Genomic DNA, 18558 nt, shown 5'->3' on the forward strand with positions numbered 1-18558 from the left:
CGGAGCAAAGATGATCAATTTGATTCGGGTCGGCGACGACACCGACCATGGCGGCAAGGTGGAAACCGGGTCGCAAACGATGCAATTCGACGGCCGGTACGTTGCCCGCAAGGGAGACCGCGTTTCCTGTCCGCAGCACCCGGACGTGTCGCCCAATGTGATCGAGGAGGGCGACACGTCTTTCACGGATGCGGGCGTGCCAATCGCGCGGCATGGGCATCACGCGACATGCGGGTGCCGTCTATTGTCCAGCCTCGTCTAGTCGCACGCTCCCTGGGTCGGCGCGGCCCCCGCCCGGTGGCACTGTCAATCCGGTTCGATCTGCATCTGCTGGACGACCCGCTGGCGGCGCTCGCGCTGAGGTTGGCTGTTCGTCTGCTTGCGACGGGGAATCGCTCGTCGGTCCGGTTGCCAGGTAATTCGCGTAATTCCCGCGTGCCGGGAAAGGAGCTCGCGCATGGACGTGGCACTGAAGCGAAGGGCTGATATTGCTATAGACATTCTGAGTTGCAAGATGCTGATCTTCATAAGACACAGCACCAGATAGGAGGGTACTGATGGCCGCTCACCCTAAGAAGATTGAAAACGTGCTCGCGCTTGGTCCCGAGGCCAGACGTGACTACTTCGTTCGAAGGGTTGCAGACTCCGAGGTTGTCTGGGGTCTGCGCGACTCGGGATGGGCTACCGGTCAGGTCGCGGGCCACACAGTCGTTCCCTTCTGGCCAGAAGCCGAATTTGCTCTGCTGTGCGCGAAGGACGAATGGGATGGTTTCAAGCCAGAGCCCATTCCTTTGGGCGACTTCATATCTCGGTGGCTCACCGGCATGGCGCAGGATGCCCGCCTCTGCGTCATCTTTCCGACGCCTGACGGGAAGGGCGTCAACATGGACCCGGGTTCGCTCCGGCAAATGATAGACGACGAACTGAAACAGTACGAATGAGCGCCTTCGCCGGCAGAAGCGGATGTCATGTCGGGCGGCGAGGAAGCTGATTTACTCGGGCTCGATCTGCATTTGCTGGATGGCCTGCTGGCGACGCTGGCGCTGAGGTTGGCTGTTCGTCTGCTCGGATAGCTCGTGCTCGCGCAGCGTCTCCACTGCGCTGGTCTTGTCCTGATGCCGGGTCACGGCCGCGCGGGCCTTGGTGTCGTCGGTGGTGAATACCTGCAGGTCATCGACGGAGCGCGTGAGTCCAACGTAGAAGCTGCGATCGCCGAAGATCCGCCGTACAGTCATGGCGATATCGGATTGACGGCGTTCGTCCTCCGCATCCCGCTCGAGCTTGTGTGCAGGGATGTGAAGCATGGCTTGCTCGCGCGTCGCGCCCTGGCCGGCGTGGACGGTTGCGGCGTAGGCGTGATCCCAATGACGTTGCGCGTCGAAATCCCACGGGATCTCCTTGCCGTCCGCCAACCGAACGATGGCCTGGTTCTTCTCGAGGGAGACCACCGTCGCCTCGTGTCCGTTCTTCACGAGCTCGTCGCCTCGCGTAAAGCGGATGACATCGCGCGCGGCGAGCCGGCGCGTTTCCGTTTGATACACCTCGACCTTGTTGTACTTCTTGGGCTCCCACTCCATGAGCGATCCGTCGGCCTTGCGCAAGACGACGATCCCTTCGTCGGCCCGTGTCTCCACGACCGACATGTATTCGCCGCGCGCGGCGAGGATCTTCTGGTAATCGCGGCCGAAACGCACCACCATGGCCGGCTCGTAATACTGCGCCTCCTTCTGCATCGCCCGCGTCATGTCGCCGTATGAGGTCAGGATGGTCTCGGTCGATTCTTCCGAGCCGATCTCGCCCCGGTCGCGCAGCCGGTCCCGGATGGCGTCGTTGATCTTGACCCGGTCATCATTGAACGGCGTGATGATGATCGTCTGATCGCGCTTGTCTCCTCGCTCGACATACTCCCGCGCGATGATGTCGATCAGGTCGGACGGATTCTCCTCCACGGTCACCCGGCCGGCCCGCTGGAGGTACTCGAATGCCCGGTCATTGCGCGACAGGTTCAGGTCGGTGAGAGACTCACCCGGCGCCAGGTCGGCCGTACCTACCGTGATCGCCACCGCCTGCTGCAGCTCGGGATTTTTCTGGCGCTGGATCTGCGTCATCTGGGCGGTCGCCACACCTTCGTCCTGGAGCAGCTCGAACGGCTTGCCGGCCTCGATGGCCTGGAGCTGCAGCCGGTCGCCGAGGACAATGACCTTCGCATCCGCTCGCTCGGCCATCTTCAAGAGCCGTGCCATTTGCCGCTGCGCGAGGAACGAGGATTCGTCAACGAGCCAGAGCTCGGGCTCGCGCTTGAGGTCCGGGACGTACTCGCGCAGCAGCTTGAGATCGTCTTGCCGGCGTTGCTCGTGGATCTCGAACATGGTGACCGTGTCGGCCTTGACCCCGGAATCGTTCTCGAGCTGCTTGGCGGCCTGGCCGGTGGCCGCCATGCCGCGAACGAGATACCCACGCTCGTGCGCGATCTGGACGGTGCCCTTGACCATGGTGGTTTTGCCAACGCCGGCGAGACCCTGGACAGCAACAATGCGATCTTCGCTGGTCAGGGCATGCTCAATCGCGCCCCGCTGGCCACTTGTGTAGTCGAAGGTCGGATCGTTGCGCTCCAATCGAGCCGCCTCCACGGCCTGGTCGATCCGAGCCTTGACCAACTCGGCCGGCGCGATCGCCGGGGTGGTTCCCCGTTGCGCCAGGGCGGTCTCGATCGTCCACTGCTCGGTGTTGAGCATCTTCTGGGTCGTGATGTTGCCATCGGGAAGCTTCACGATCTTTCCCTGCTCGACCAGCTTGTCGTAGGCGCCGAGGATCTGCTTTGGACCGGTACGGCCAACGGCGTGCTCGAGCGCCGTCTGGACCACGTCGTGCTTGTTCAACACGATCTCGCGCTCGCCGAGGTGCGCGGCCGCAAAGCGCAAGGCGTCCACGCCGGACAGTTGCACCACGCGCGCGTCAGTCCCGGCTTCGCGTGCCTCCCGCGCCTTCGCCTCGATGCCGCCGTAGTCCAGCCCGACCGATTGGGCGCGATCGCGCCACTTTTCGGACAGGGTCGCATGGTCGACGTCGACCTTGCGCTCGCGGGTCGCCAGCACGGCCCGCTCCTTCTCGGCCGGTGTCGCGGCAGCGGGATCGATCCCATTGGCTCGCAACCAGCGATCGCGCGCGGCCGAGCGCTGGCTGAAGTGCTCGATCTGCTCCCGGGTGACGCCGACCAGCTCGAAATTCCCATTCGCGTCCGGTGCCGTGATGGCGTAGCCGCGCTTCTGCAGGCCACGGGCGAGCGAGGAGGTGTAGATCGCGCCGATCACCTTCTGCTGCACATAGAGCTCGTCGTTGGTGAGGGATCGCCACTCGCCATCGGCGCGCTGGGTGGCATTCATGACCAGGGCATGCGTATGGGTATCCGGGTCAAGGTCACGGCTCGTGTTGTGGCGGAAGAGGGCGACAACCAGGTTGCCGGTCGGCTCGGCCAAGGTCTCGCCGTCGACGGTTTTGCGAGCTTGGGCGGCAAACTCCTCGACGTACTCCAGGGCATCCTTGACGGCTTCCTCGTGGGCCAACCGAACCTCGCGATCCTCGAACACCTCGGCCGCAATGCTGACGCTCTTGGGTGCGGAAAACGTCAAATCGATCCCGGGCCGGTGCATGACCTCGGGCTCGCCGTTTTCGTCCAGCACCACCCGCCCGAGCTGCTGGCCGTTCACCTGGCCGGATAGCAGCTTGAAGAACGCGTCACGTTCCACCTGGCCGTTCAAACCGAGGGCGGCCGCCCCCTTGCCGAACCAGCCAGAATGCTCGAGCCCCTCTTTGGTCGTGTAGTAATTGTCCTTGGAGAAATAGTGGAGGGCGCCCCCGACACTGCTGACGTTGTGCATGCTCATCATGGCGGGTTACCTCAACAGGTCATCGAAGCCAAGCGACCCAGACCGACCGCGGTCGGATTGGCTATCCAGACGCGAGGCCTCGCCCTGCACCTCACCGGTATCCCCGTCGACCACCACCCCCGACGGGAGAACGATGAGGTTCGAGCTATCCGAGCCCGATCGAACCACGGAGGGTGAGCTCGTGGCCGCATCACCTGGCGTCGGTGAAGGCGTCGGCGCCGAGCTTGCCGTTGCAGGCTTGGGCGTGCCCTGGGCCGCGGACGAGGCTGGTGCTTGAACCGGCGCGGTGGGCGGGGTCGGCGCCGTCGGCTCGGACTGCGTGGCGGCCGCGGCCGGGGGCGTTGACGCCTGCTGCGCGGATGCGGTGGCCGGCGCCGTCAACGCAGACGCCGGCGCCACACCCGTCCCGGGGGCCGCGGCTGCGCCGTCGCCAGGAGGAAGCCACAAGGCGAACGATTTGCGAGGAATGTATGGCGACGCGACTTTCGCATGCGGCACGTACCCATACTTGACCCGGGCGATCGGGTAAGGACCCGGCGTCACCACATAACCCTGCATGTCAGGCAGGCGCAAGATTTCGGAAGACAGCACCAGGTCACGGAGGTTGCGTCGGGCGAAAACGCTCATGCCGTCGCGGCGCTCGTCGATGCCGAGATTGACGCTTTCCTCCTTTTCGTCAAGATCGGCTTGACCGATCGCGTTGGCCAGCGCCTTTGCGGCGTCGCCGTCGGTGACGCGCAACAGGAGCTTGGTCTGACATCCGGAGATGATGGTCCTGGCCAGATGTTCGCCGTAAATCTGGAAGAGCTGCGAGAAGTCCTGGAGGCCGATGACGAAGCAGCCGCCAAATTTTCGAATATTCGTAGCAGCGAGCTTCATGATCTCGAGCTTCTGCAGCGTCGGCAGTTCATCATAGAAGTACCACATACGCTCGCTATGGCTAGGCTCAAGCGTGAGAAGCGATCGAATGGCGATATCGCACCATAGACTGATCAGCGGCAAGATCGCGAGTTTTTGCTCCTCATTACAGGAGATAAATAGCCAGGAATCGTTTTTCGGATCCTCGTCCTGGATCCACTGGCGAATGGAAAACGGCTCACCTTCGTCATGCAAATAGCGGAAGCTGTCGAGCTGATTCTGCACGGTCATCTTCAGGCTCATACCCGTGCGCTCAGTGACGGGATCCACGTACGTTCCAGCGGCCTGCTTGATCAGGACGGCATGCAATTCTTCCAGGTTGCTGTGGGCAATGGTCTTATAGAGTGCTGCGTTAGTGCGCTTGCCGTCCTCACCCAACGCGCGGATGGTGTCCTTGACAATCATGCGACCCGCGATCGCAAAGAAGGGGTCCGGGACGTTGGGCGGGATGGGGATGAGCCCCTCCGCGATGCCGTCGTTGTGATAGTCCTCTTGGATCTCGCGCCAGACGTTCCAATTGGGACTGCGCGCGTCGAACGGGTTGAGGATGATGTCCTTGCCTTCACGGAAGTAGGTCGCCGTGAACTCTCCCGAGGTGTCATAGACGATGGCGCGCCTCCCCTGAGCCCGAACCTGGTCCATCATCGCGAAAAACTGCTGAGACTTGCCCGTGCCCTGGGCGCCCGCGATGAGGGTATTGAGGTTCTCGGCTTTTTTTCGCATCGGCACGCCGGCGATGAGATAGCGGCTCGCGTCGCCCTGCTCTCGCAATTCCTTGGTCAGCTCTTCGGCCTTGACGAGCCGCGCGCCGCGAATCTGCTTGTCGGTGAGCCGGCCGCGCCCGTACTCCATCCAGAAGATGACAGCGAAGATAAAAACGCCGACGGCGGTGAGCACGGCATAGAGCGCAGCGTTTCGGGCGTAGATGAAAAACTCGTCGGCGGCCTCCTCGGTAAAGGACAGCGCTGCGTCCGGCGAGAGATTGGTGACGTCGTCACCAAAATGGAACGAGACATCCGGATTCGCCATGGGCACGACCGTGAGAAATTCGGCCTCGACGTGCTTGATGGCGAGATAGCGAGTCTGGGCGGACGTGATCAGGTAGAGGTAGGCGCCGCCGACGAGCACGCCCACGACGATAGCGGAAATGAGCACGGCGACGATGGCGCTGGTCAAGAGCTTGGCCTGCTGCCACCACAGGATCGTGCCGCGCGAAAAAGTCGCGAGGCTGCTCGGCGCGCGTGGGTCAGACATGGGCGGCCCCCAGCAATTTCTTGGTTTCTGCCTCGGCGGCCTCCTGTGCCGCGTAATACGTTTGCTTATTTTGGTTGGAGGCAATGGCCTTGAGCACCTCTTGGCTGAAGAAGGTCGCTCGCACGATCTCGGCCGGAAGCATGAGCCCGGAACCGTTCGGCGCGCCACTGCCGTGGCTGCCGTTGATTTTTGCGGGATCCGGGAACAGGGCGAGCAGCGCCGTGAGGCGCTTTTCGAGTTGTTCGACGTTGTCCTGGATGATGCCGCGCATCAGAAGTTGGCGGCAATGCTCCGCAAGCGGCACGCCGGCCTCTTGCGCTTTTCTACGGTAAAAGTCTTCAGTTGGCTTGTCGAGTCGGATGGTCACTCGACCGGACTTTCCCTTGTTGGAACCTGCGAGGCGCGGCATATGAATCTGCTCATGTGCGTTGCTCCATTTTTCACTTCTTTCGCCCGATGCTTGACGGCAATATCCGTCAGCTATTCATATAGTTAGCAAATCTTACTATAGGCCGGACCGGTTCGGGTGTCTGCCATCAAAATTCTTGCTTGATTCATTTTGGCTGCCAACAAAAGCCTTGTCGGCTAAGGCTTCCGTCGAGCTTTGCGATTTTTGGGTGTCTGCCAATTCGCTCGCGCGTTGCTGTTCCAGGTGGGAAATCGCTCGTCATTTTCGGGCATTTCCCGTTCTCGTGTTCATTTTGGCTGCCACGTTCAAGCCTTATGCCACAACGCATCAGAGGGATTGATACATAGTTGGGTGGCAGCGCGCGATAGCATGGGTGTCTGCCAGTGTAGAGCCTTGCGCAGCAAGGCTCTACACACCCGCAACGCAGTTGCGTGGTGTGTGACCGTCTGGCCGGGGGGTGGGGCTTGCCCCACGGGTCGCCCCCCTGGACGGACGGTATCTGGATGGTGCAGACCGGCCACGTCCGGACGGAACCGTTTTTTCAGCAGGCGTAGCGATCATCATCGCAGCCAGCCGAAGTGAGATTTCGTCGCAGTTGAGGCGTTTGCCTGGTTGAAGCACAGAGGTGTTTTGCCAGCATCGCACAGTCGGAAGCACAGGGAGAAAAAGCAGCAAATGAAGGCACACGTCGATCCGTCCTCTGTGCGGCAAATGGGAAGCGAGGTGGTAGAACGCAGGCAGTGCATGTCAGGCTGAAAATTCGGAGCGCGGGCGGTGGTTATGCCACGCAGGTTTTCCACATATCCACGGGTCCGGACCGACGCTGCGATGGATCTACATCGCAAGAGCGTCGGCCGCGCGCCGTTTTCCACAACGGTGTTGGTTGTGGAAAACGGATGAAGCGCGGGGACCGGTGGATATGTGGGAAACCTGCCCCGGTGCGCGGATTTGATAGACGGCGCGACGGTGCGAGGGCGCAGCAAGGATCGAGAACGCTGTGGGAGGCGTGGCGGTGCCGAAGTCGGGGGCCGCGACGGTGGCGGCCGCCATCGGTGCTCGTGCGCAGCGCGAGCGGCGCACCTGGCCGGGTGTTCCGCGATGGGCCGGGGCGCGCCCGAAGTAGCGGGCCGGCCCATCGCGGCGACTGCGCGGGAAAATCGGTGGTGGTGTTCGAGCGCCAGCGGTGGCCAAGGCGGGCGCCGCGACGGTGGCGGTGGCCGACGTCGAGCCGCGCAATGCGTGCATTGCGCCCTGGCTGGGCGTTCCGCGCGGGGCGACGGTCGCGACGGTTCGCGGGCGGCGGCCCGCGCGGCGACGGCGTGGAAAAACCGGCGGCGGCATTCGGGCGTTGGCGGTGACCGGCCGGCGGCCGCGACGGTGGCGGCCGCCGTGCTCGAGCTGCGCAATGCGCGCATTGCGCTCTGGACGGATGTTCCGCGCGGGGCGACGGTCGCGACGGCTGGAGGGCGGCGGCCCGCGCGGCGACGGCTTGGGAAAACCGGCGGCAGTGTTCGGGCGCTGGCGGTGACCCGGTCGGTGGCCGCGACGGTGGCGGCGGGCGACCTCGAGCCGCGCAATGCATGCATTGCGCGCTGGACGGGTGGTCCGCGCGGGGCGGCGGCCGCGACGGCTCGCGGGCGGCGGCCCGCGCGGCGACGGCATGGGAAGACCGGCGGCGGTGTTTGGGCGCCGCCGGTGGCCAGCCCGGGCGCCGCGACGGTGGCGGCGGCCGACGTCGAGCTGCGCAATGCATGCATTGCGCTCTGGCTGTGCGGTCCGCGCGGGGCGTCGGTCGCGACGGCTGGAGGGCGACGGCCCGCGCGGCGACGGCGTGGGAAAACCGGCGGCGGTGTTCGGGCGCTGGCGGTGACCCGGTCGGCGGCCGCGACGGCGGCGGTCGCCGTGCTCGAGCGGCGCAATGCGCGCATTGCGCCCTGGCTGGGCGTTCCGCGCGGGGCGGCGGTCGCGGCAGTTCGCGGGCGGCAGTTCGCGGGCGGCGGCTCGCGCGGCGAGGGCGCGGGAAAACCGGTGGCGGCCTTCGGGCGCTGGCGATAGCGACGGGCCGTGCGGCGACGGCGGCGCAAGGCCAGCGGTCGAGACAGTGGCGAGCGCACCGCCCGAGTCGTGCCTCACGCTGCGCAGGCGAATTCCGCTACACTGCGCGGCAAGGGGGAGGGGCAAGATGGAGTGACAGACGCCATGACGGCAGATGCAGGAAAGACGGCGCGTGCGCCGAAGTCGTTGGACGAGGAAATCGAGAGAGCGGCGGCGAGGCTGAAGCGGCTTCAGGAGCAGAAACGCACGAAGGAGCGCCAGGAGGTGGAGCGCAACGAGCGCGCGATCGTCGAGCTACTGAAGGCGGAAAAGCTCAACGTGGTGCCGGCCGAAAAATGGAAAGCGGGCTTGGCCGGGATTCGTCGCGCGCTGGGCGTTGCGGCGTCCGTGCCGGACAATCCGCAGGCGCCGGCGGCACCGGCCGGCGGGCCAGCAGCCGAGGCGTAGAGAGGCCAGATGGTTCTGGCGTAGGGGCAATCTGGTGTCACGGGCCTTTGCGTGACACGGGATTGCCCCGATTCGTTCGCGCAGGGCGCGAACTGGACAATTCCCGCGCGCTCGACAATCCGGCGGGCCGCCGATTCGGCCGCCCGCCATCCGGTTCAGGCAGACCGCCCGTCAAGCGCGGCGCGTTGTTCGTCCGTCAGGGCCGCCAGGGCGATCTGGGCCTGTCGATTCATGATCATCCATGCATAGGGCTCGGCCAGGATCCGCGCCTCGCGGCACAGTCTCGCGTCGCCATCGGTGCTCGGACGACGTGCGCGCCACGCGTTGATCGCGGTCTCGACCTGCTCGATAGTGATTGCACTTGCTTCCATCTGCGTCGCTCCTCGGTGTGCGCCAATTGTCGGCGTGTCGGTTAGGCTTGGACCAAATACCAATCGCGCAGCATCGCCTCTGCGTCGGCGATCGCCTCGGCCGGCGTCGCCCACGCGTGCTGCGAACGCATCGAGGGCTCGCCATGCCAATATGTCACGTAGAGCGAGGAAAAATAGCCCGCTTCGGTCCGCACGACACTCAAATGCACCTCGGAATAGCCTCGGTTGGTCGGACGCCACTCTGACCAGACCTGAAGGCCCGCGCCAACGAAATCGAATCCGTCCTGCCACTGGCTCGCCAGTTCCGGCTCATCCGCCAGTTGGAACGACATCGGATTGTGCTCCAGCCGCGCGAGCCGGCCGCTTCTGAATGCCTGCATGCGCGCATCTCGGCGCATGCAAAGAGCGCGGTCATCATCGCCCGCGACAAGCGCGAGGCGGGATTCCGCCAACTGGACGCGTGCATCGAGCGCGACGTCGTAGCTGCTCCGACAAATTTCCGTTGTTTCCATCATGCCTCCGGTTTCGCCCGGCATCGCCGGGTGTCGTTCATTTTCGGGATGGGGATTACCAGTCGGTCGTTTCGTTCATCCAGACCGCCCATGCGATGCCGAGCGCGGCGGCGATCGCCGCCGCCGGGTGATCGAGACCGAACGGCAACGCGACAAACAACAGCGCGGGCGTGAACGCGGCGAGGGCGGCGGTCGCTTTCTTCAGGCCGACGAGAGCAGGCTGCTTGTGCCGATTCGGCGCGATGCATTCCACGGCCAGGAGGGCCGCCGCGATGCCGGCGAAGAATGCGGCCGCGAAGTCGGGCCTGTCGAGGCGTGCCCAAACGTAGAAAGCGAGCGTCGCGAAAATCCCGGCGATGAGGGGAAAACGAACAAGCACGGTTTTGACGGCGCGCTGCGCGTGCCGGCGTGCGAACGTGCGGCGATTCGTGGCGGTGGTCATGGCGTAGTCTCGAAAGTGGTGATGGGCGGTGAGCGACAGCACTCAGTCGTGGAGTGGGCAAGGGTCGCCCGTGCCGTCGTTGCAGCAGTCGCAACACGCGATCTCGTCATCGATCTCAGCGGCTTTCGCGCCGAGCATCCAGGCTTCACGGAGCATGGGTTCGTCTGCAAACATGACAGGCAGCGTTTCGCCGGCCTGTTCGTCGTGCCAGCCTTGCGCCTGGGCATCCATGAGGACGAAAAACAGGTCCTCCCTCGTGAGGTCGGTGATCAGCGCCAGCTTGGCCATGACGAACGCGACACGGATATCGAGACCTCGCATTTCATCTTCTCCTAGTGGTGTTCGAACATGCGCCGGGTCGCGGCCCGGCGCGGATGGGTTACAGGTGCCCGAGGCCGATCGCTTCGCGGAACGCGCGTTTCGCCTTGGCCTCGCCATACACCTCACCTTGGCGATAGGCTCGTTCGTAAATCCCGATCGCTTGGTTAATCTGGTCGACAGTGGTATCGCGCGGCAGCATGAAAGCGAGGTCGTGATCGTCGTCGTCGTGCCATACCGCGACCATGGGAATAGCCGAGCCGTTCAGGCTCAGCGTGGCGCAAAACCCGGCTGTAACGCCCGCGATTTCGATGTCATCTGCGTGGTTCGACATTGCGTGTTCTCCTGTTAGAGCCAGACCGGTGCCCATGCGCCGGACGGTTGACGAAAGAGGGTGATGCGCTTGGAGGCGCCGTCGATGACGGCCTCCAAGCGAACGGCGCGGGCGTCGTCGTCCGGACGCGCCCAGCGATGCAGCACGCGAATCGGCGCGTCGGCCGCGCAGCCAAGCCAATGCGCGGCCGTCGCGCGCAGCCGATTAGCCGGTTGACGGATGCCTGCCAGGCGGTGAGCCTCGGGGGGTGCGGGGGGAACGCCCGCGTGTGTGTGGGTGATTCGGTCGGGGGTGGTTGCGCTCACGGTTTCGTCCTTTTGTGTCGGGTTGTGGATCTGCCATTGGGAGCCGCCTCGACGCGGGTTTAGCGCGCGCCGGCACGGGCGCAAGGGCGCGCCCGCAGGCCGCATGCGGAGCGCAGGCGAAGCCGAGCACCGAACGGGCGAGGACGTGGGCGAAGCGCAGCGCAGCCTTTACCCTTGCGCCCGTGCCGGCGTGCGCTATGCGTCGAAAAGGGGCGGCTCCCGATGGCAGATCCACGCGCTTAACCCGGCGCAAAAGGATGGAGCGCAACCACACGCTTTCCCCGGCCGAAGCACCCACACCGCGCGGGGCGCATCTGCCCCGCGCGCCCTCGGCCGGCATAGCCGGCCGCTAGACCAGCAGTTCGCCCGCGCGCAGCGGGCGCGTACCCCACGAGCAAGCGAAGCGCGCAGCGCCGGGACGGCGCGGAGGCGTCAGGGATAGAAGCCCGCCAGGGGCGAGACTCGCGCAGCGAGGCTCGACGCGAAGCGCGAGAGCCCGGCCCGGAGCGAAGCGCAGGGAGACGTCCAGGCCTGCGAGGCAGAGGACACACCACGGCGCGAGACCACGCCATGCCACGGCTGGAGCGGTGAGCGTTTGCAGGAGAACAACGGGGAGAAAGGGGAGGACATACGGGAGCCGATGGACCGCAAGGCCCGCAAGGGCGAGCCGGGAGGATTCCGCCGGCGGGCCGAGCGCCGCCGGCGGAGGTGGACGGATCAGTCGCGCGGGGGCATGCCTTCGCCTTCGGCCACGATGGCGTCGTCGTAAGCCGTGTCCTGGTCCGCGTGCGGCTGCTCGTCGGTCACCTCGGAGCGGTCCTGGTCCTGGTCCTGGTCGCCGTCGTCATCCCGGTCGGGCGACGCGCCAGCGAGTCGCCAGAGGGTCTTCGGACGCGTTTCCGCAAGTGAGAAATGCTCGGGAAGCCAGCGGGTGGCGCTCACGAGGCGTTCGGCTTCGGCGGCGGCTTCCGCCTTCTTCAGCTTCAGCAGGCGCATGCCTTCGGCCGGGGAGACGGCGGCGGTCACCACCTCGGCGATGCGCGCCTTCGGCACATGGTCGAAGTAGCTGGCGCGGGTCGCCTTCCAGTCGTCGGCGAGATCCAGGTTCAGGGCCGAAGTCAGCGCATTGACGCAGTGCGCGTCCTCGTCGCCGGTGATGCTATCGACGCTGGCGCCAACGTATTGCGCGAGGATCAGCAGCAGCCGCTCGTCGGTCTGATCAACGCACCACGCGAGCAACGCGTCGGTATCGTGCGGCAGGAGGCCGGCCCATGCGGCGCGCTGCTCGTTGGCGAGGCGATAGGTCAAGTCGTCGGCCAGTTCGGGCGCATTGCGCTCGATCTCGCCCGTATGGTTGTGCAACTGAATATCGATGGCACTACCGCCAGAACCGGGGCCGTAATCCGTGATGAGGAAGCGGTGGACGAGCGCCGCGAGCGCGACGTGCGGATTGCGGGCCAGCGCCATGCCGGCGGAGGCGGTGCGCCGAGCGTTGAGGCGCAGGGTGAGGGCGCGGGAATGCCGCCCCTTGGCGTCGGGTGCGTCCGGCGAGGCCGGCGCGCCGGAACCCGTGTGCGGACGTTGCGGCGCGCTGCCGTCGTCCGTACCGTCGCCATCGGTCGATTCACCCTCGCCGCGCGGCGCGGGGTCACCTCGGCGGGTCCAGCCGCGCAGGATTTCGAGCGTGCCGTCGTGATCGATGGTGACGATCGCGCCAGCGCCGGCCATTTGAAGCGGGGTGTACACAGCGAGCGAATCTTCGATCGCGGCATGGCGGACGCCCAGGGCCGTCGCTTCTTGCTCCAAGCGCTCATACGTCTCGTCGTCGGTGTCGTCGGCCTGCTGCTCCACCTCGATCGCGTCAAGGCGCGCCTGGATCGCCTCCATTTCCTGGCGCTGCTCGGCCGACGGCTCGACTACGGTCGGCACGACACGCAGAAACGAGGCTTGCGCGGTGTAGTCGAGCACGGGAATCACCTCGACCCAATCCCAGCCGTCCGCCTGGACCTTCGCGGCGATCGCCGCAAGCTGCTCGGCGGCGACGCGCTCCATCAGGGCTTGATCGGTGTACCAAGCGGCGCCCTCGTGCGAGAACAGGTCGCGGCGCACGAACCCGCCGGCCGCCTCGTAGGCGTCCATGCCGACGAACCGCGCGACGCGATTACTGCGGAAGTCCCGTTCGCCCGCGACAAGCTTGCGGCGGAGCGTCTGTGCGTCACGGTCGTAAGGTTTCGCTTCGAACCAGACGCGTTCCTGTTGGTCGTGACTATCGGAAAGCGTCAACGCCATCATCTGGTCGAGTCGAATCTTGTCCTCGCGAAACAGGTCCACCAGCTTGGGCGAGACACGCGCAAGCTTGAGGCGTTGGAGCACAAGCATTTCGCGAGTGCCGTAGATCTGCGCGATTTCGGCGATGGTACGGCCGGCGTCGACCTGCGCACGATAGGCATCGAACTGGTCAGCGGGATGCATCGGCTCGCGCATCTCGTTTTCGGTGGCGCTGAACAACACGGCATCCTCGGCGGTGATGACAAGGCAGCGGACGGGGTAGTCGGCCGGAAGGTCGCCGCGCTCGGCCAGCAAGGCAAGCGCGCGGCGGCGGCGCTCGCCGGCGGCAACGCCAAAGGTCTGCGCGCGCTTCGCGCCGACTTTCATCGGATGCACGACGAGGTTTTGCAATAAGCCGCCCGTGTGCCAAATGTTGTCGGCCAGCGCCTCGATGCCCGTGGGCTGCTTGCGACGGACGTTGAAAGGCGACGCCACGATGCGCTTGAGCGGGATGAGACGGAAGTCGTCTGCCTGTTGGTGGGCCTCGGGGGGTGCGGGGGGAACGCCCGCGTCGTGGGCGAGTGCCGGGATTTCGGTGATCACTGCGTTCATGGATCCTCCTTGCTGTGGTGGAAAAATCGCTGCCTTACGGAGCCGCCTCGACGCATGAGAGCGCCAGCGGGAAGGCAACGCAGGGGCGCGAACCAGGCCGCATGCGGCGCGCAGGCGAAGCCGAGCACCGAACGGGCGCAGGGCGCGGCGTAGCGAACCCTTGCGCTGCCGGCACGCAGCGCTATGCGTCGGGATGAGGCGGTCCGAAGGCTGCGCCACCACGGCGCGGAGGATGGAAGGTAGGGAGGCGGGTCCGAAGCCCGGTGCTCGCCGGCTCGGGCCGGTGACGGCCCGAGCCCCCTCCGCGCGGCAGGCCGCGCGGCTGGCGGGGGCGGCCAGCGCCGGGGCGGGCCGCGCGAGCGGCCAGTCCCCAGGAGCGAACGGACTGGGACACCGGCCGCCGGCGAGCGGCTTGCGTGACAGGCGAGGCCTGGCGCGCAAGGTGCGGCCAGGCGGCACGGCTGGATAATCAGTTGGGCGGCGAACGACCGCGAGCCGCGGGGACCAGGCGCCGGCACTGGTCAGCGTCGGCGCCCGCACTTCAGCTCAGCAAGACACCAGGGCGGCGGGCGTGTTCGACGCCGGCGTCGAATGCGGCAATCAATGCGTCCCGGAGACACCAGACGGCGCAATCGTGGAAGTCCAGGGAATCCGCGCGCCGCGTCTCCAGCGTATCGATTCCGAGCTTCTCGAACGCGATGCGTTCGAGCAGCGCCTCGAATTCGTCTTTCGTCATGGTCAATTCCTCCGAACGTCTTGGCCGAGGTCGAACGCCTCGCGCAGTGCGTGAAGCAGTTCGCCGATCGTCAACCTCAGTTCGTCATCGTCATTCGTACCGGATAGTCGGCTGGCGAAATGCGCGTCGACGACCGCGCACAGTAGATGCTTGATGTAAAAGCGGTTCATGGGTGTCCCGGGTGTGGGAGGCCGGCCGGGTCAACGGCCGGCCTCCGCGTGATTGGGGATATAGAGGGCCCGCACTGCCGCGCCAGCGGCCGCGGGCATAGTTGGGTTACTTCACGGACCGGCCACAGTCGAACGCTTCGCGTAATGCGTATCGCAGTGATGCCACCTCGACCTCAATGTCCGCGTCCGCGTTCCAGACCGCTTCGATTTCCTCGCCGAACGCGCGTTGTGCGATCGTTTTCAACAGCGCCTCGATCTGATACTCGAGCATGGTTGCCCTCCAAGTTCGTGGGGCCGGCCGCGGCAGGCGGCCGGCCGCGTTCAATCAGGAAAGCTGCACGGCGCCGTTGTTTGCGGCGAGGCTGAAGGCGAAAAACCAGTTGCGGTAGAGCTCCGCGAACAGGTGATCGTGCTCCGCATCGACGGCACCGATGAATAGTTGGAAGTCGTCGGCCAGCTTGGCGCTGGTCTTCGGTCCGATCGTTCCGGACGTGATCGAGAAATCGATCAGCTCTTTGAACGGGCCCCCGCTCATGGCAATCGCGCCGTTCGTGTGGTTGACTCGGCTCGCGCCGATCGAGATTGCAGGGTATTCGGCAATCTCGGCCAGGCGCTCCCGGAAAATATCGTGCATGACGTAGGTACCTGAGCTGAATTCGAATGCGTTGTGATATCGGTAGATGCGGTCCAGATTCAAGCCATCGGCGCGATGCGGGTATCGTGGCGCGGCCGCGAACCGGACACTGCACATGTCGAGCGGGTCGCCTTGCTGGTCGACGCGTGGGTCGTCGAGCTGGACGAGCCCAGCGTAGGCCGAAACGATGAGGTGCATGGTGGTCTTCCTCGGACTGGGGAGTTAGGCGGCCGCCGCGAGCGCGGCGCCGGCGACGGGTGCCGACAGGCGGGTTTTCGCCGCGGCGAAATAGGTCTCGTCAAGCTCGATGCCGATATAGCGCCGGCCGAGCTCGCGGGCGGCCACGCACGTCGAGCCGGACCCGGCGAACGGATCGAGGATCGTGTCGCCCGGCTTGCTAAACGAGCTGATGAGGGTTCGCAGGGCCGAAACGGGCTTCTCTGTGGGGTGATGCTTGTTGCCGCTGTATTCGAACCGCTGAACGTCGCCGATGGGGTGTTCCGGGGCCGCGGGGCGGCCCTTCGCCAGCACGTAGGCGGATTCGTGCTGGTACTTCACCAGGCCGGCTTTCGATGCGTAGGTCTTGGTAAAGACGATGTGGCCGCAGACACGAAAGCCGGCCGACTTCCACGCGTGAAAGAACCGGTCCACTTTGTTCCAGCCGTAGAAGCTGACGCAGACCGTGTTACGCTTGAGCACGCGGTAAATTTCGACGAATGCGGGGTCGAGCCATTCGTCATTGCTGTCGTTGGCGATCGAGCGGCCGGAGCGGTCCCGAAAGTTGACCAGGTAGGGCGGATCCGTCAGGCAGAGGTCCACGGATTCGCGGGCGAGTTGGGGCAGGGCGACAAGGCAGTCGCCGTTGTACAAAAGGCTCACAGTTGGCTCCTGAAGTTGAGGGCAGGGCAGCCGGAGCGCTTCCGTTTGCGCACCGTGCTACCTGGAGCCAGCGCTCGCTCGCCCGAGGACGGCGGGCAAGCGACCGTGGAATACCGGAGTGCGCGTAGCGCGCGAGGATATGCCGCGAAAGCGCTTGAAGAGGCCGGAGCCGTGCGACGCTCGTCGCGCACGGCGTCCGGGCTCGGTCCCCCGGACACGGGCGGGCGATCGTGGGATCCAGGTTGAGAGGTCTGAGGCCTGTCTCGTCAGGGCGACGAGGTCGCGGGACGCGCGCGCGACGTGGCCAGTGTTGCGTCCGGACATGAGCGCCGACGAGTCGGGCGCGTGTCGCCGGCGGCGACGCCGGCGGCGACGCCGCCCGATCGGACGGCGCGATCGCGATTAGATGCGCGCTCGGCACGAGCGCGCCCGGCGCCGGCATGGCCGGCCGCCGCGCGCCTGCTGCAACAGGAGGGAGATGCGAGCGGGCCAGACGGCCAGCGGGCCGGCACCAGGTCGGACGTCACCTCGAGGACGAGCTTGGCATGGATGTGGAGCGCGGGCCGCGCCGAGCGCACGTTGATACAGGGAGGCCCGGCCCGCTGCTCAGGGGAAGCACCTGGTTCTCATCCAGCGGCATCGCCATCCTGTCGTAGGATCTGAAAATCCTCGCCGCACATCTCGTTTGCCCAGGCAACACAGTCCTCGATGCTCATCTCTGCGGTGACATACGTAAACAGGCCCGGGTCCGCGTCGGGTGCCTCGGCGATCGCGCGCGCGAGCTCGACAAAGTCTCGAAGCCGCTCGCCTTCGAATATGCGCCGAGCCTTCGCCTCGTTGTCGCCATCGGTATCGGTTGCCATGATCCAGTGCTTCACCTCACCACCGACCACCGCGCGACACTTGATGATGTCGATTCTTGTCAGCATGGCTGTCCACTCCAGTTAAATTCCGTTGATCCAGGTACCGCACGCCCACCGCGCCGCGCCAGCATCAGCGGGCGGGCGCTAGCGTCAGGGCCGGCCGGCCCTGGGTCTCGGGCACTTCAATGCACATCACGGCGCACGAACAGACCCGCTGCCGTCGGCGAACGCGGGAAGCCGACGACGTCAGTCGAGTTGGCCAGGAGCGTGTCAACGTCGCACTGCAGGCACGCCCCGATCCGTTCGGCGCCCATCCGGTGGATGCCTTCCAGCTCGACGCCCCGCAGCGCGCCAGCGCGATATGCCTCGACCGTCAGCAACGTCCGATAGTCGGGCGACAGGCGGTCGCGATACCGCGCCTCGAGGAGGGTGATCGCGGCCTCGATCGCCTCATCGCTGTAACCGCGAGTGATCGAGATCCGGTCGGCCGCCAGCTGGACGGTCTGGCTCCCCTTCGGCGTGAGCACGAAGTGTTCGATCGAACCGTGCCGGCCGCTCGCTGCGGCGCGGCGCGTCTGCAGCGGATGGACGAAGCGGGCGACCTGGTCGGCTCGGGGGCCGTCGGTCCAGGCGACGTCGAGCAGCGTCGCGCCGTTGGCGGTTTGGATGGACACGGCGAAGGCCGTTGCGGGAAAGGCCTCGCGCAGGATCTTCTGCACCAGCTGCGCGGTGTCGATCAACGTCATGACGGTCACCAGCGCGAGGTTCGTTTGAACGGCTGTCGCGGCGGGTTCTTTCTCGGTGCGGCGGGTCGATGCGGATGCGGTGCGGGTCAACATGGGATCTCCGGGAGGTGAGAGAAGGCGAGCGGGGCGCCGGCCGGGCCGGCGCTTGTTGCTTACTTCTTGTGTCCCTGCATGGCGTCCGCGAGGATCCAGAGCGCGCGGTTGAGTCGGATGTCCTGATCGATGCCGTTGATCGGACGAGTCCTCACGTGGCGACCGTTCTTCGACCGTCCGCGCAGGCCGCCTCGTACCAGCGACTCCTGCACTTATGTGGACAACATGCTTATGTGGAGCAGCCTCCGTAGTCGAGCCGCGATGAGCGGCCTGAGCGGTTGCCACTCCACATAAATGTCACAACC

The 18558-nt window shown here is 65.6% G+C and carries 21 protein-coding genes; 4 read left to right on the plus strand and 17 right to left on the minus strand.

The window, feature by feature from the left end; all coding sequences use genetic code 11:
- Positions 1-10: 10 nt before the first annotated feature.
- Together FB600_RS33380 and FB600_RS33390 are read left to right on the plus strand one after the other, a co-directional pair.
- Positions 11-262, plus strand: a complete 252-nt coding sequence (locus FB600_RS33380; protein ID WP_103691615.1) for a PAAR domain-containing protein — start codon at positions 11-13, stop codon at positions 260-262.
- 295 nt (positions 263-557) lie between these two features.
- Positions 558-941: a DUF2750 domain-containing protein gene (locus FB600_RS33390; RefSeq protein ID WP_105829699.1), complete on the plus strand. Its 384-nt coding sequence runs from the start codon at positions 558-560 to the stop codon at positions 939-941.
- A 51-nt stretch (positions 942-992) separates the two neighbouring features.
- On the opposite strand, the gene mobF is transcribed toward FB600_RS33390, so the two are convergent.
- From mobF to FB600_RS33405, 3 genes are read right to left on the minus strand one after another with little or no spacing between them, the layout of a single operon-like run.
- Positions 993-3887 (minus strand): MobF family relaxase, encoded by a 2895-nt coding sequence (gene mobF / locus FB600_RS33395; protein WP_105829698.1) that lies wholly within the window; start codon positions 3885-3887, stop codon positions 993-995.
- A gap of 6 nt (positions 3888-3893) precedes the next feature.
- On the minus strand, positions 3894-6059 hold the full coding sequence (locus FB600_RS33400; protein ID WP_105829697.1) for a type IV secretion system DNA-binding domain-containing protein: 2166 nt from the start codon (positions 6057-6059) through the stop codon (positions 3894-3896).
- Entirely contained in the window at positions 6052-6468 is a 417-nt protein-coding gene (locus tag FB600_RS33405) for a hypothetical protein (protein WP_105829696.1), read from the minus strand. Before FB600_RS33405 ends, FB600_RS33400 begins: the two co-directional genes overlap by 8 nt.
- A gap of 1239 nt (positions 6469-7707) precedes the next feature.
- Between FB600_RS33405 and FB600_RS33410 the strand changes: the two genes are divergently transcribed.
- Positions 7708-8523 (plus strand): hypothetical protein, encoded by an 816-nt coding sequence (locus tag FB600_RS33410; protein ID WP_145758044.1) that lies wholly within the window; start codon positions 7708-7710, stop codon positions 8521-8523.
- Between the two features lie 144 nt (positions 8524-8667).
- Complete coding sequence (locus FB600_RS33415; RefSeq protein ID WP_105829694.1) at positions 8668-8970, plus strand: hypothetical protein; 303 nt, start codon at positions 8668-8670, stop codon at positions 8968-8970.
- A gap of 155 nt (positions 8971-9125) precedes the next feature.
- On the opposite strand, the gene FB600_RS33420 is transcribed toward FB600_RS33415, so the two are convergent.
- From FB600_RS33420 to FB600_RS33475, 14 genes are all read right to left on the minus strand, one after another.
- Complete coding sequence (locus FB600_RS33420) at positions 9126-9341, minus strand: DUF3717 domain-containing protein (RefSeq protein ID WP_098183375.1); 216 nt, start codon at positions 9339-9341, stop codon at positions 9126-9128.
- A gap of 41 nt (positions 9342-9382) precedes the next feature.
- Positions 9383-9877 (minus strand): hypothetical protein, encoded by a 495-nt coding sequence (locus tag FB600_RS33425; protein ID WP_145758043.1) that lies wholly within the window; start codon positions 9875-9877, stop codon positions 9383-9385.
- Positions 9878-9908: 31 nt separating this feature from the next.
- Positions 9909-10295, minus strand: coding sequence for a hypothetical protein (locus FB600_RS33430; protein WP_105829692.1), 387 nt, complete (start codon positions 10293-10295; stop codon positions 9909-9911).
- 42 nt (positions 10296-10337) lie between these two features.
- A complete protein-coding gene (locus FB600_RS33435; RefSeq protein WP_105829691.1) occupies positions 10338-10616 on the minus strand; it encodes a hypothetical protein in 279 nt (92 codons plus the stop codon).
- A 58-nt stretch (positions 10617-10674) separates the two neighbouring features.
- Positions 10675-10947 carry a hypothetical protein gene (locus tag FB600_RS33440; RefSeq protein ID WP_105829690.1) on the minus strand — a complete coding sequence of 91 codons (273 nt, stop codon included), beginning with the start codon at positions 10945-10947 and terminating at the stop codon, positions 10675-10677.
- 14 nt (positions 10948-10961) lie between these two features.
- On the minus strand, positions 10962-11252 hold the full coding sequence (locus tag FB600_RS33445; RefSeq protein ID WP_226285242.1) for a hypothetical protein: 291 nt from the start codon (positions 11250-11252) through the stop codon (positions 10962-10964).
- Between the two features lie 717 nt (positions 11253-11969).
- On the minus strand, positions 11970-14132 hold the full coding sequence (locus FB600_RS33450) for a ParB/RepB/Spo0J family partition protein (RefSeq protein ID WP_105829688.1): 2163 nt from the start codon (positions 14130-14132) through the stop codon (positions 11970-11972).
- Positions 14133-14673: 541 nt separating this feature from the next.
- The gene (locus FB600_RS33455) at positions 14674-14868 is read right to left on the minus strand and encodes a DUF6900 domain-containing protein (protein WP_105829687.1); all 195 of its coding nucleotides are present in this window, start codon (positions 14866-14868) and stop codon (positions 14674-14676) included.
- A 2-nt stretch (positions 14869-14870) separates the two neighbouring features.
- Entirely contained in the window at positions 14871-15038 is a 168-nt protein-coding gene (locus FB600_RS37405; protein ID WP_155301561.1) for a hypothetical protein, read from the minus strand.
- A 106-nt stretch (positions 15039-15144) separates the two neighbouring features.
- Complete coding sequence (locus tag FB600_RS37410; RefSeq protein WP_181162973.1) at positions 15145-15309, minus strand: DUF6900 domain-containing protein; 165 nt, start codon at positions 15307-15309, stop codon at positions 15145-15147.
- A 54-nt stretch (positions 15310-15363) separates the two neighbouring features.
- Complete coding sequence (locus tag FB600_RS33460) at positions 15364-15870, minus strand: hypothetical protein (RefSeq protein ID WP_105829686.1); 507 nt, start codon at positions 15868-15870, stop codon at positions 15364-15366.
- A 24-nt stretch (positions 15871-15894) separates the two neighbouring features.
- Positions 15895-16551 (minus strand): DNA methyltransferase, encoded by a 657-nt coding sequence (locus FB600_RS33465; protein WP_105829685.1) that lies wholly within the window; start codon positions 16549-16551, stop codon positions 15895-15897.
- Between the two features lie 626 nt (positions 16552-17177).
- The gene (locus tag FB600_RS33470) at positions 17178-17480 is read right to left on the minus strand and encodes a hypothetical protein (RefSeq protein WP_105829684.1); all 303 of its coding nucleotides are present in this window, start codon (positions 17478-17480) and stop codon (positions 17178-17180) included.
- Between the two features lie 116 nt (positions 17481-17596).
- Positions 17597-18253, minus strand: coding sequence for an LPD29 domain-containing protein (locus FB600_RS33475; protein WP_105829683.1), 657 nt, complete (start codon positions 18251-18253; stop codon positions 17597-17599).
- Positions 18254-18558: the final 305 nt, after the last annotated feature.

The sequence above is a fragment of the Burkholderia sp. SJZ089 genome, from assembly GCF_007828315.1.
GTDB classification, from domain to species: Bacteria; Pseudomonadota; Gammaproteobacteria; order Burkholderiales; family Burkholderiaceae; genus Burkholderia; species Burkholderia gladioli.